15 protein-coding genes are annotated in these 12,691 nt (G+C 60.2%); 8 read left to right on the plus strand and 7 right to left on the minus strand.

Annotated elements, in window-relative coordinates; all coding sequences use genetic code 11:
• The first annotated feature begins 64 nt into the window (after window positions 1-64).
• Window positions 65-715: a LuxR C-terminal-related transcriptional regulator gene (locus IB248_RS28695; RefSeq protein ID WP_025658973.1), complete on the plus strand. Its 651-nt coding sequence runs from the start codon at window positions 65-67 to the stop codon at window positions 713-715.
• A 587-nt stretch (window positions 716-1,302) separates the two neighbouring features.
• On the opposite strand, the gene IB248_RS28700 is transcribed toward IB248_RS28695, so the two are convergent.
• Window positions 1,303-1,773 carry a nuclear transport factor 2 family protein gene (locus IB248_RS28700; protein WP_192242044.1) on the minus strand — a complete coding sequence of 157 codons (471 nt, stop codon included), beginning with the start codon at window positions 1,771-1,773 and terminating at the stop codon, window positions 1,303-1,305.
• Window positions 1,774-1,895: 122 nt separating this feature from the next.
• A complete protein-coding gene (locus tag IB248_RS28705; protein WP_025658975.1) occupies window positions 1,896-2,981 on the minus strand; it encodes a nitronate monooxygenase family protein in 1,086 nt (361 codons plus the stop codon).
• Between the two features lie 277 nt (window positions 2,982-3,258).
• On the opposite strand from IB248_RS28705, the gene IB248_RS28710 reads away from it, so the two are divergent.
• From IB248_RS28710 to IB248_RS28720, 3 genes are read left to right on the plus strand one after another with little or no spacing between them, the layout of a single operon-like run.
• Entirely contained in the window at window positions 3,259-3,984 is a 726-nt protein-coding gene (locus IB248_RS28710; RefSeq protein ID WP_169684018.1) for an SDR family oxidoreductase, read from the plus strand.
• Complete coding sequence (locus IB248_RS28715; RefSeq protein ID WP_018855082.1) at window positions 3,978-4,448, plus strand: RidA family protein; 471 nt, start codon at window positions 3,978-3,980, stop codon at window positions 4,446-4,448. The genes IB248_RS28710 and IB248_RS28715 overlap by 7 nt, the downstream gene beginning before the upstream one ends.
• A 38-nt stretch (window positions 4,449-4,486) precedes the next feature.
• On the plus strand, window positions 4,487-5,476 hold the full coding sequence (locus tag IB248_RS28720; protein WP_169684017.1) for an enoyl-CoA hydratase/isomerase family protein: 990 nt from the start codon (window positions 4,487-4,489) through the stop codon (window positions 5,474-5,476).
• A gap of 77 nt (window positions 5,477-5,553) precedes the next feature.
• Here IB248_RS28720 and IB248_RS28725 read toward each other — a convergent pair whose 3' ends face one another.
• Window positions 5,554-6,492 (minus strand): AraC family transcriptional regulator, encoded by a 939-nt coding sequence (locus IB248_RS28725; protein ID WP_169684016.1) that lies wholly within the window; start codon window positions 6,490-6,492, stop codon window positions 5,554-5,556.
• A gap of 100 nt (window positions 6,493-6,592) precedes the next feature.
• Here IB248_RS28725 and IB248_RS28730 point away from each other — a divergent pair, with 100 nt between their 5' ends.
• Entirely contained in the window at window positions 6,593-7,597 is a 1,005-nt protein-coding gene (locus tag IB248_RS28730) for an SDR family NAD(P)-dependent oxidoreductase (protein WP_018855085.1), read from the plus strand.
• Between the two features lie 157 nt (window positions 7,598-7,754).
• Window positions 7,755-8,423, plus strand: coding sequence for a VOC family protein (locus IB248_RS28735; protein WP_018855086.1), 669 nt, complete (start codon window positions 7,755-7,757; stop codon window positions 8,421-8,423).
• 36 nt (window positions 8,424-8,459) lie between these two features.
• Here the strand turns inward: IB248_RS28735 and IB248_RS28740 are convergent, their stop codons facing one another.
• The 3 genes from IB248_RS28740 to IB248_RS28750 all read right to left on the minus strand — a co-directional run bounded on the left by IB248_RS28740 (window position 8,460) and on the right by IB248_RS28750 (window position 10,143).
• Window positions 8,460-8,696: a 4-oxalocrotonate tautomerase family protein gene (locus IB248_RS28740; RefSeq protein WP_018855087.1), complete on the minus strand. Its 237-nt coding sequence runs from the start codon at window positions 8,694-8,696 to the stop codon at window positions 8,460-8,462.
• A 31-nt stretch (window positions 8,697-8,727) separates the two neighbouring features.
• Complete coding sequence (locus IB248_RS28745; RefSeq protein WP_169684014.1) at window positions 8,728-9,360, minus strand: DsbA family protein; 633 nt, start codon at window positions 9,358-9,360, stop codon at window positions 8,728-8,730.
• A gap of 69 nt (window positions 9,361-9,429) precedes the next feature.
• The gene (locus tag IB248_RS28750) at window positions 9,430-10,143 is read right to left on the minus strand and encodes an SDR family oxidoreductase (protein WP_018855089.1); all 714 of its coding nucleotides are present in this window, start codon (window positions 10,141-10,143) and stop codon (window positions 9,430-9,432) included.
• 281 nt (window positions 10,144-10,424) lie between these two features.
• Here IB248_RS28750 and IB248_RS28755 point away from each other — a divergent pair, with 281 nt between their 5' ends.
• Together IB248_RS28755 and IB248_RS28760 are read left to right on the plus strand one after the other, a co-directional pair.
• Window positions 10,425-10,694, plus strand: coding sequence for a hypothetical protein (locus IB248_RS28755; RefSeq protein ID WP_018855090.1), 270 nt, complete (start codon window positions 10,425-10,427; stop codon window positions 10,692-10,694).
• A gap of 315 nt (window positions 10,695-11,009) precedes the next feature.
• Window positions 11,010-11,999, plus strand: a complete 990-nt coding sequence (locus IB248_RS28760; protein ID WP_113471303.1) for an aldo/keto reductase — start codon at window positions 11,010-11,012, stop codon at window positions 11,997-11,999.
• Window positions 12,000-12,083: 84 nt separating this feature from the next.
• Here IB248_RS28760 and IB248_RS28765 read toward each other — a convergent pair whose 3' ends face one another.
• Entirely contained in the window at window positions 12,084-12,401 is a 318-nt protein-coding gene (locus IB248_RS28765) for a DUF982 domain-containing protein (RefSeq protein ID WP_018855092.1), read from the minus strand.
• Between the last annotated feature and the right edge of the window lie 290 nt (window positions 12,402-12,691).

The following is a 12,691-nucleotide window of genomic DNA, read 5'->3' on the forward strand; positions in this document are numbered from 1 at the left end:
CGGCGCATTCTAAGCATAGATACCACTTCGACGTGAATTCATCTTTGAACCGGAGGAGAATGGCATGTACAATGGCGGTCTGCCTCAGACATTCCCAAGTAACAAGATATCGACGTCGGACGCGCCGTCCGTATCCGTCGTGAGCAACAATGATGAGATCGGCGAGATCCTGCCCGACGAGTTGCGGTCGTGCGGCTGGCGACCTGACATCTTCGGATCAGCAGTTGAATTTCTCTCCGCCCGACGCGTTTCGAGCTTCGGGTGCATCGTTCTCGATGCTGATCTGCCCGATCTGGATGTCCAGACTCTCACCCGGATCATCTGCTTTTATGCGATGCATTGCCCGGTCATTCTGCTAACGAGCCACGACCATCGCGGCATGACCATGACGGCATCTCGGTTCAACTTTACAATCATGTCGAAGCCGGTGAACACGGTTGCTCTCCTTGAAGAGATACAGGCCGCCATTGAATCAACCATCAAGGTCAATGAACTCGACCGGCGTTATCGGTCCCTCTCGGTGCGCGAGCGCCAGGTCATGCAGTTCGTGGTGGCTGGGCTACTCAACAAGCAGGTCGCCTATGAACTGAGCCTCAGCGAAATCACGATCAAGGCCCACCGCGGGCAGGTGATGAGGAAGATGCGTGCACGATCGTTGCCAGAGCTCGTAAACATGGCTGCCAAACTCGAACTTGGCGCTGCACCGCTACACTAAACACGGATCCAGCCGGGGCACCACTCTTTGCCGCCGGCTCCGACGGGACGCCGAGAACTGTCAGCGAAAGAGGTCGGAGGCGTCCTCGCCGATCCATTTTTCTCCGACTGCCTTCGACGGAGATCATTGGACCCGTGCTACCGCCCGAGACGTTTGTCCTTAGCCCTCGGATGCTTCCTATCAATCTCTCGGGTGATTGCCGAAATTGCCATCAGGTATATTCGGGCAATACCTAAGTTTACTTACCAGAATGGCCGTCACGGCTTAGGCTATGTTTTATCGCCTCCCTAGTTGGCGATAAGCTTGCGCAGCAAGCGCTCCAGTGTTCCTCCCGCCGCTGGAGCTCGCGGATCCCCCTCCCACGATCCGCCAAGGCCGTCTCCAATCCGCCTGGAGACGGCCTTCCCTGCATTGGAGTGTGGGTCGCCGATGGTTGATTGTACGGAGCCAATCGTGCGGGTGATGTAGGGCACATCAGGCTGGCGGAGTTCGCGGGTAATCTCGAAGGTCCCGGCTTTATCGATTTATGGCCATGGCCACACGTCGTGAACGAGACAGCGCCGACAACCGCCGGCTCTGCCCCTTGGTCATTTGCGTTCGCTAAAGATCAACCGTTGGTAATCGGCAAGCATCTTTGGGTCCTCGACCGATCCGTGATGGTGGAGCAGCCGCCAGGCATCGTCCTTTCGGACAAACCACCGCGTCGTCCGGAAAGCAACGTCGATCGTCTCACGCGGCGTCTTGCATTGGCCTCGCTCGCGACCGACGAAGAGATGCCAGTCGGCGCCACCCTGGCTCGTGAAATCGTGAAAGGTGACGCGGACCTCAGCCTGGCCCTCGAAAAGCCTGGAATAGCCTTGGGAGATCGAAGGCCACCCTCGGCGGATGCCGCCGATGGGATTGTCCATGCTTGGAGCCTCCCCGTCGAACCAGACCGACTCCAGCCCGGCCATGTCTCCGCTGTTGAAGGCTCTATAAAACTCTATCAGAGCGTCGAGAGGGCTACCGTCGCCGGCCTTGGCTTCGCTTCCACTGATTTCAACGAAATGCCGTTCCATCGCGAATCCTTTCGTTTCTTCAACAGCGACCGTTGGGAAATAGAAGCCAGCCCATCAACCTCCCGCGTGCCACTCGACTGCGGCCCCCGTATCAGAAGCGCGATCCGACACACTTCCCAGGCTCAGCCTTGCGTCCGTCCTTCGATGACTTTGAGGGCATCCTGATACAGGCGCCGGGTCAGATCGCCGGCGGACAGCCTCGGTGCGAGCTTCGCCGCCTGCCCTGACCAAAGATTCGTGAAGTCGTTCCTGGACGCCTCCTCCGCTTTCGCCTTGATTGCGGCGAGAGCGGCCGCGGCGGTTGGAAACGGTGGAGCGCTTTCGGAGAGCGGCCCGAGCTCGCGCATGATGCGATTGACAACGCTTCTGGCGGGCCTGCCGGTGAAGACGTTGGTGATCGCGGTGTTGTCGTCGCGCGCATCACCGAGCGCCTGCGCATGAACGGCAGGAATCTTTGCTTTGGGGCAGAAGAGGTACGCAGTTCCGATCTGAACCGCAGAAGCACCGAGCATCAGGGCGGCCGCCACGCCTCGGCCGTCAGCGATGCCTCCTGCCGCGATGACGGGGACCTTCACCGCGTCAACGACCTGCGGGACCAGCGCCATCGTTCCGACCTGCGTGGACATGTCATGCGTCAGGAAATTTCCGCGATGACCGCCGGCTTCAAAACCCATTGCCACGACAGCGTCGACGCCGTTTTCTTCTAACCAGACGGCCTCGGCGACAGTAGTGGCCGACGAGATGATCTTCGCGCCGGTCGCCTTCACTCGCTGCACCAAGGACTTCTCCGGCAGGCCGAAATGGAAGCTCACGATCTCCGGCTTGAACTCCTCCACCACCTCGCAGAAAGCGGAGTCGAACGGTGCACGTCCGGCTGCCGTCACCGGCGCCGCTGGATCGAGGCCGGATTCGACGTAATATGGCGCGAGCAGCGCCCTCCACCGCATCTGCGCGGCTGGATCGGAGGGCGGCGTGTGATGCGCAAAGAAGTTCACGTTCAAAGGAGCCTTCGTCGAGCTGCGGATGCTCGTCAGAGCCGCCTTTAGCTGATCGATGCTCAACAACGCGCTTGGCAGCGACCCGAGGCCGCCCGCCTGTGCAGCGGCAATGACCATCTCGTTCGTGGTCGAGCCAGCCATGGGCGCTTGAATGATGGGGATTTCAATCCCGAATAAGTCGAGGATTCGGCGGTCGGGCCAGCGCGTCATGTCGGACTCCATTTCGTATCCTGTGTCTGACCGTCATATCTCCGGTGCTCGTTGCGGTCCATTGCACCTTGGTGTCTACGCGCGCCAATCGATCCCAAAGTATCGGGGACACCTTGGTACAATAGCGCCTCGAGGAAATCGGCGCGATGGTTGCGGAGAACGCAGGGCGTAAGCGCCTTCGTTCCCGGCACGGTCGGCATCAGCGCATCAATTTCGAAACAAGCCGACCTGCCCCCACGGCAGGCGAATGGCTCTTTGCATCAAAACGGAGGCATACATGAGTGTGCAGAAGACAGTGGTGGTAACCGGTGCCTCGCAAGGGATCGGAGCCGGCATCGTGCAGACCTTCCTCGACAAGGGCTACAACGTCGTGGGAACCTCGAGACGCATCAGCGAGACGACGCCATTCGACCGCGCCGACCGTCTGGAACTCGTCGACGGCGACGTCAGCGATCCCGACACCGCCGAACGGGTCGCGCAGCGGGCAATCGACCGCTTCGGATCCGTCGACGCCCTCGTCAACAACGCCGGAATCTTTTTTACGAAGCCCTTCCTAGAATACACGGTCGACGATTTCCGGAAGCTCTCCGCGACCAACGTCGAAGGCTTCATCCTTTTCACCAATCACGCGATCAGGCAGATGCTTCGCCAGAAGTCTGGCGGAAGCATCGTCACCATCACGTCGTCCCTTACGGATCACCCGATCGCGGGCGTGAACGCGTCATTGCCGATGGTCGCAAAGGGTGGACTCAACGCGATAACCAAAAGCCTCGCGCTGGAATTTGCGGCAGACAATATTCGCGTCAACGCAGTGTCGCCAGGCGTCGTCGACACGCCGCTTCATGCGTCCAACCCGAAGGACTTTTTGAAATCGCTGTCGCCGATGGGAACGATCACCGCGGTGCAGGAGATCGTCGACGGCGTCGTCTATCTGACGGAGTCCGCAAATATCACCGGGGAGGTGCTGCACGTCGACAACGGCGCACATCTCGGCAAATGGTAGCCCGCGGCCCAGAAGCGCGACTGGAGGAACTGGCCATTGCCTTGCCTCCTCCGCCCACCCCATTCGGCGCCTACGTCGAAGCTGTCCAGTGCGACACCCTGTTATTCCTCAGCGGCATGTTGCCAGTGGTTGGACACGATCCGGTTTATCATGGGCGCGTCGGCGAGGAATTGTCTGTCCTCGAAGGTTATGACGCGGCGCGGACGGCCTGCCTCAGCGGTCTTGCCGCTGCCAAGGCGCAGCTCGGATCGCTGGATCTCATTCGTCGCATCGCCAAGCTCGGCGTCTACATCGCTACGCCGGGAGATTTCCGTGAACATCCGAAGGTCGCCGACGGCGCCTCGGAACTGCTGCTCGATGTCTTCGGAGCGGATCGGGTCCCACCGCGTATCGTCCTCGGCGTCGCCAGCATACCACTCGGCATGCCGGTCGAAGTCGAACTCGTTTTCGAGATCGAGCCCTAGCAAACCTTTCTCTTCCAATCTGAACGATGGAGTAAGTCATGAAGATCAAGCCAACGGATGCGAGGAACGTCGTCATTGTCTCGTCGAAGTTTCTGACGGCCACCGCCCTTCTGATGCTGCCCGCCCTTGCGCTTTCCGGCCAGGCGGGCGTCGCCGAAAAGACGGCCCGTCCGGCGGGCGAGCAAGCTCAGCCTGCAAGCGAGCAGACACAGATCAAGGTCGACAAAAGAACCCCGGCGTACTGGCGGGTGACCTTCGACAACCCGCCCTTCAACATCTTCGGGCCGGAGACCATTCCGCAGATGGAGAAGGTCGCCGCCGAGATCGAGTCGGATCCCGATTTGCGCGTCGTTGTCTTCGACAGTGCGGTGCCGGGCTTTTTCCTGACCCACTACAACTTCACGCCCAAGCTTTCCGAATCCACCAGCCTGCCATCAGGGACGACGGGACTTCATCCGCTTCCGGACATGCTGGTTCGCATCAGCAAGGCGCCAGTGGTGTCCATCGCACTGATACGCGGACGCGCAACGGGGGTCGGTAGCGAACTTGCGCTGGCCAGCGACATGCGCTTTGCGAGCCGGGAGAAGGCAATCCTTTCCCAATGGGAGGTCGGCGCAGGCTTCGTACCCGGTGGTGGTCCTATGGCCCGGCTTCCCCGTCTGATGGGCCGGGGCCGAGCGCTTGAGGTTCTGCTCGGCTCCGACGACATCAATGGCGATCTCGCCGAGGAGTACGGTTACGTCAACCGGTCGTTCCCCGACGACAAGCTTGACCCGTTCGTAGACGCCCTCGCCACTCGCATCTCCGGCTTCGACCGGCAGGCGATTGCCGACACCAAACGTCTCGTCGACTATGCAAGCCTGCCGTCCAACCCCGAGATCGGTGCCGGGTGGGACGCGTTCATCACCTCCGTACAGCGCCCGGTCGCACAGAAGAACATTGGCAAGCTGATGGACATGGGCCTGCAGACCAATCCGGACATCGAGGCCAGACTTGGCCACTACACAGGGACTTTGGCCGACAAATAGGTAAACAAGTGTCCGTACAGTCCATGGCAAATCGCACGGACACCTCACATGATTCGTGCGAGCACGGGCAAACAAAATCAGGAAGCGTGCGCCGCTTCCTCGACGAGATAAAGTCGGCCTCCACGTCGAGGCGATACGCCCATCACGCGCTTGAAAGCGGTGCTGAAGGCCGCCTCGGAACCATATCCGACTGAGGCCGCAACCCTGGCGATAGAACTGCCCTCCTGGCGAAGCGCGCGTTCGGCCTGGAGCATTCGCCATTCAGTCAGATAGTTGAGCGGCGGGCGTCCGGTCACTTTACGAAAGTGAACCGCGAAAGCCGTCCGAGACATTCCCGCCGCACGGGCGAGTTCAGGAAGCGTCCAGGAACGGGCAATGTCGCCGTGCATGAGGTTGAGCGCTGGGGCGAGTTTTGGATCGCAGGCGGCGCGAAGCCAGCCGGGACGAACCTGGTCTCCTGATGAAAGGTGCCGACGTAGGATCTGGATGAGCAGCAAATGGGCTAGACTTGAACACGCCATTTCGGCCCCTGGAGCGCCGCCTGCCGCCTCTTCGACGAGTTCGCCGATCAATGCTCCAAGTCGGCTCGCTCCACTTTCGGCCGCCGGAAGATGAACAAAATCCGGCAGGCTTTCGATCATCAGGCGTCCGCCGACATGGTGTGTATCGATATGACCTCCGAGAAGCAGGAAGTCGTCGCCCTGCCCGACTGGAATGATGGACTTCCCGGCGCCCCTGAAGATCTCGGCCGCCGGCTGCGGAGCAAGCGCCAGATCGCTCGCGACCACAAACCCGACGTCACGCGTCAAGATGAAGATGTCGCCGGCCTCGAGCCGGAATCTTGCGACTGTGCCGTCAAGGGCAAGGAAACAGTGCCCGCGACCGACAACGAAGAACTTGATCTTGCGCGGTGGTTCGAAACGGATGGCCCAGTCGCCGCCACCAATAAAGCCGCCGGCATAGATCGTACGAGCGTCAAAGACCTTGAGGGTATGTGATAGCGGATCGCGTGTCATTTTGAACTTTGGCGAAAGAAACTGGAACTTCTGAATATTCAAAGTACGGCAATCGGAGAGCATATCCAAGGGCGAACAGTCACCGAAAGGAACTCACCAAATGCCTACGACGCAGACGCCACTCGGATCCGGCTTCCATGCCTCCAGCACGACGCTCGACATCATCGCCGGTATCGACCTCACCGGAAAGTTGGCGATCGTGACAGGCGGCTATGCGGGCCTTGGGCTAGAAGCCGCGCGGACGCTGGCGTCGGCTGGAGCCCGGGTGATCGTCCCGGCGCGAGACGTAGATCGCGCGCGACGTGCTATCGCGGAGATTGGTGGCGGGATCGAAGTCCGGCCGATGGACCTCACCGATCCAGCCTCGATCGACGCCTTTAGCTGTGACATCGTCCGGTCGGGGCTTCCGTTGCACATTCTCGTCAACAGCGCGGGCATCATGGCGCTGCCGGAACTGAGCCGCGACTCCCGAGGCAACGAGCTGCAGTTCTCGACCAACCACCTCGGTCATTTTCAGCTCACGCTCCGCCTGTGGCCTGCATTGGTTCGAGCTAGAGGCGCGCGCGTCGTTTCGGTCTCCTCAATGGGTCACCGCTTTTCCGACATCGTCTGGGACGACTTCAATTTCGAGCGCCGCCCATATGATGGCTGGAGCGCGTACGGACAGTCGAAGACAGCCAACATCCTCTTTGCTGTCGAACTTGATCGCCGAGGGCGCGACTTCGGGATCCGCGCGTTCTCGTTACACCCCGGCGGTATCGTGACTGGTCTGGCGAAACACATCTCGACCGAACGCCTGAAGGAAATGGGAAATCTCGACGAGAAGGGTGTGCCTGTCATCGATCCTGACAGGGACATGAAATCGATTCCGCAAGGTGCGGCAACCCATGTTTGGTGCGCAGTCAGCCCTCAGCTCGCCGGCCTCGGGGGCGTGTTCTGCGCGAATTCGGACATAGCGCTTCTCGAGGACGGGTCCATCGTCACCTCGCTCGATGGGCGGGACCGGCGAACGTCGAAAGTCGCGCCTTATGCGGTAGATCCTGCTTCTGCTGAGCGCCTCTGGATGATGAGCGAGAGGGAGACCGACACTCAATTGTCGATTTGAACCGTCTTACTCCTCCCGTTCCTCACCCGCTGGATGCCAGAGTCAATGGGGGCGTTGGCGGCGACACCATTGGATAATGGACGGTCCCCCGAGGCGAGCGCATCGTGTGCCTGGTCGCGGGAAGTTCCCCGCGGCAATTTTACCGAGGGATGACAAGATGACCATTCAGGAGCGTAGCACGACCGCGACAAAGACAGTGAAGGATGCCGACATGAAACTGGAGGTCGTCGTGATCCCAGTTTCGGACATCGACCGCGCCAAGGCATTCTATACGGGACTTGGATGGCGTCTCGACGCCGACGTGCCCGGCAAGGACGGCTTCCGCGTCGTTCAAGTCACGCCGCCGGGATCTCCCTGCTCGGTGATCTTCGGATCGAACGTCACATCCGCGGCGCCGGGTTCCGCTCAGGGACTGCATCTTATCGTATCGGACATTGAGATGGCTCACGCGGCACTGGCCTCACATGGTGCTGAAATGAGCGGCGTCTTCCACGACGTCGGCGGCGTCTTCCACCACAAGAACACCGATGGACGGCTGCCCGGCCCACACCCTTCGCGCGCCAGCTATGGATCGTTCGCATCCTTTAGCGACCCGGACGGCAACGGATGGCTCCTCCAGGAGATTACGACGAGGCTACCGGGTCGAAAAGAGGCCAACGGCGCGACGTTCACCTCCGGCAGCGATCTGGCAGCAGCCCTTCGGCGCGCTGCGGCTGCCCACGGCGAGCATGAGAAGCGAAACGGGGGCAAGCATGACGATGACTGGCCCGATTGGTACGCCGCATACATGCTTGCCGAGCAAGCAGGGGCCGATCTTCCGGATTGACACGATCAAACTGCGCGCTTGCCGCCCCCAAGCGGACTAGGTGCCCTTGGCGGCGGCGAGCTTTCGATATTCCGCGGTCGGCAGCCCGCCCCATCCCCAGTTGTCGAGGTCCACTTCTTCGATCACCACGTAAGTGGATTCGAGCGGCTTGTTGAGGACCTCGAGCAGCACCTGGCTCACGCCCGCAATGAGGCGGGCCTTCTCTTCCTCCGTAACCGACTGGCGGCCCGGCGCAGTTCCTTCACGAGTGACCTGCACGTTTACAATAGGCATCGTTTGGTACTTTCCAATTGTCCGTCTGCCTTCAGAAGCCCAGCGCCGACAGGTGCTGCTCGAGCGCGTCGACGTGTGCATACCCCGAGCCAACCCTGGCCAGCCCGGCATCCTTCCTGACGAAAAGTGTCGGGAAGCTCGAAACGCTCATTGCTCGGGCGGTGGCGAAGTCGGTCGCCGCTTCCGCGATCGTGCTGCCTCGCTTCCACGTCTCCAGGAACTCTTCAGCAGTTGTGGGGTGGCCCAAAGTCGTCAGGGCACTGCTTCCGACTTTTGCGAGGACGACGCCATCGGTGGTATCAAGCGCGTCGACGTAGAAGGCATGCTGAAACGCCCTGAAGACCTTGAGAAGGTTGGCTTCCGGACGCAGGATGCGAGCGGCGACGACCGCGCGGCAAATCGGTTCGGTATCGTAGACGAACCCTTGTCTCGCCAGCAGCCCTTCACGATTGAACGGAAGACCGCTTGCCTCTTCGACCCTAGCCCAGTGATGCAGCCTGAATTGCTTTCCGGCATCGTCGAGAACGTCGGTCGCGCCGGCGCGGAGACCGCCAAGTATGATCTGCAGAGAGGCTTCCGGGCGCCGTTCGAGCAGCAGTTCCATTTCCTTTCCGAACCCATAGCACCACGAGCACATCGGGTCTGCGGCCAGTACCAGTTCCATCGTTGTTCCAATCGTTGTCGTCTGGGAGACCTGACGCACTTGCGTCAGGCCGTTCGGTCCGAAGGCGTGTTACCAGCGACCGGCGTTCTGACCGCCGTCCACGTGCAGGATCTCGCCGGTCACAAAGCTGGCGTTCTCGAGGTAGAGAACGGCGTCCACGATGTCGCTGATCGCGCCCATGTGGCCGATCGGGTGCAGGGCCGAAAGGAACTCATGCGTTTCAGGGGCGTGCATGGGGGTCTTGATGATGCCGGGCGATACGGCGTTCACCCGAACCCCGGTCTTGGCATACTCAAGCGCGAGTCCCTTGGTGACGGCATTCAGACCGCCTTTCGTCAGCGAAGCAAGGGCCGCGGGGACGCCAGCGATCGGCTGGTTGACGAGGCTCGTGGTGATCGAGACGATGTGACCGGATCCCTGCTTCAGCATCTCCTTTGCGGCGCGCTGCGTGATATGAAAGAAGCCAGCGACGTTCACGGCGAAGTTCAGATCGTAGTCTTCCTGCGTGAAGTCGACGAACGGCTTGGCTGTGAACACGCCGGCGTTGTTGACGAGAGTGTCGATGCGGCCGAAGCGCTCAATGGCTTCGCGAACGACGCGCTCAGCGGTCTCGACCTTCGAAATGTCGCCGGCGACAGCGTGAACGCCGGCATCGGAACCAGCCTTGATGGAACGCGAGGTAGCTACGACGTTGTAGCCCTTTTCCCGGTATCCACGGACGAGGCCCTCGCCGATGCCTTGGGACGCGCCGGTGATGATGGCTACCTTCTGATGACTGCTCATGATTGCATCCTTTCGATTGCGACGGCCGATCCCTCGGTCCGTCCAACGCCAGCGGCGTCGGTGCAATTGATTTAGATGTCTGCGTGTCTCGGGAGAATTGGCGATAGAAGGATGACACCCATCCGCCAAGCGGCATAATCACCGTATGCTTCCTGCCTCCCGGAGATCCGTCGGAGCTCACTCAGAAGATGGGGAGCGGCGCAGCATGTCGGCTTCGCGGCGGTCGTAGCACCCGGCCTGCGCTTGCGAGGAGAGTCAAGGCCAACGGCGATCTCTGCTATATGCCGGAACTTCTGCGTGTAAAGGCGAACCTGTTGTTGTCGATGTCGGCGTCAGATGAGGTGCACACGTGCCTGCTGCAGGCCCTCGACACAATCCGGAACATGGGTGCCCGCGGCTGGGAATTGCGTGCCGCGACCGACTTGGCTCGTTTCTTAGCGGCTGAGGGTCGCATAAGCGATGCGGGAGCGCTGCTTCAGCCGATCTTGGATAAGTTTGACGAAGCGCTTGATACCGAAGACCTCAAGATTGCGGGCGGCGTTTTGCGATGAACGAAAGTCCGCTGGTTCCACCCGTCACGAACCTAAGAGAGGGCATATTGCGGCCGGACAACATTTTCAGGGATGATCGGTGGTAGTGAAGATCCTGCAGAACCAAAACAGAACGCTGCCGTCCCTTTGCGGTAAACCTTCCCAATCAGTTGGCGAGTCTCGGCTGCCTGGCTAAGGACAGCAAGCAGCAACCCGAAGGCTGAGGAAATGCTCGGCTCCGCGTTCTCGTTTTTGGCCTTGCGCCCAAGCGGGATAGGGCTAGGTTCGCTACGAACAGCTGCTCGGCTGATTGTAAACATTCGTAGGAGGTTCGTTATGGAATATCGTCGTCTCGGCAAATCGGGCCTGAAAGTCAGCGAATTCTCCTTCGGATCATGGGTCACCTTTGGCAAGCAGGTTGATGGCGGCGATGCGGTCAGCCTAATGAAGCTCGCTTATGACAAGGGGGTGAACTTCTTCGACAATGCCGAAGGCTACGAGAGTGGAAAATCCGAACTTGTGATGGGCGAAGCGCTCAAGACGCTCGGCTGGAGCCGCGATAGCTTCATCGTCTCCAGCAAGGTGTTCTGGGGCGGGGAGAAGCCGACGCAACGCGGGCTGTCGCGCAAGCACGTAACCGATGCTGCCCACGCCGCGCTCAAGCGGCTGCAGGTCGAATACCTGGACCTCTATTTCTGCCACCGGCCGGATATCGATACGCCGATCGAGGAGACCGTTCGGGCGATGCACGATCTCGTGGCGCAGGGGAAGATCCTTTACTGGGGAACCTCGGAATGGTCGGCGCAGCAGTTAACCGAGGCTTACGCCGTCGCGCGGGATCTTCGCATCACGCCGCCGACGATGGAGCAACCCCAATACAACATCTTCGAGCGCCAGAAGGTGGAAGCCGATTATCGGCCGCTCTACGACCTTCTCGGTCTCGGAACCACGATCTGGTCGCCGCTTGCATCAGGCGTCCTCACCGGCAAATATAACGACGGCGTGCCGGCTGACAGCCGAATGAACCTTCCCGGATACGAGTGGCTGAAGGAGAAGCTATCGAGCGACGCTGGCCGCGCCCAGATCGCGAAAGTCCGCGAGTTGGCGAAGCTCGCAGACGAGATCGGGATCTCGATCACGCACCTTGCTCTGCTGTGGTGTCTGGCCAACAAGAATGTCTCAACTGTCATCCTTGGCGCGTCGCGCACGAGTCAATTGGAGGACAATCTTGCGGCCCTTTCGCATAGGGACAAGTTGACTTCCGACGTGCTCGATCGGATCGATGCAATTACCGGAAACAAGCCGGCGGCGGCGCAGCGGTTCTAGCTGCGAGGATCCACAGGCAGCAACGTGTGACGTACTTCTTTTCGTTCGCCTCTAGGACGGCTTAAGATTGAGCCGACATCGGCGCTAGTGAACCTGCCCGGCAGGTGGCGATTTCGTCAGACCATCCGGACGATCGGGAACATAATAGATCCGGTCCATCCAGGAAATTCCGACTTCTTCGGCCGCATCAATGAGGGCCAGCTTTGCATCGTCTGCCGGGAGCAACCCTTCCATAACTGCCGCGCAAACGGCAAGCGCACGCTCAAATGCCGGCCCAAAGGTTACCGGCCACTTGTCAGCTAGTAATGCGGAAGCTTCGCCAGTTCCTTTGATATCGATGGGTTGCGGAAAGTCAGGCAGCCAGATTTCCAGACCAAAGGTCCAATCGCTCCTTGAAAGCATGTGCGTGCTCCTCCCCTGAGTCGCTACGGGCAAAGACTCCTATCGGATCGCGGCGCTTTCATGGTCTCGAACGGCCCATGGCGTGTCGCCCGGACGATTTTACGACACTCTTGAAATTAGACCGCCAATCATGATGTCTACTTTGGATCCCAGCGGCCCGGCCCTAGCAGGCTGTTGAAAAAGGCATTGGCGCAAGGCTCCTGTCGTGATTCACTCGCTTTATTGCGATTTGGAGCTGATGGATGCGCGGCGGCGATGTGAGGACAGGCGAACTCTTCAGTTATGTGGAT

This window comes from Rhizobium sp. RHZ01, assembly GCF_014851595.1.
GTDB classification, from domain to species: Bacteria; Pseudomonadota; Alphaproteobacteria; order Rhizobiales; family Rhizobiaceae; genus Rhizobium; species Rhizobium altiplani.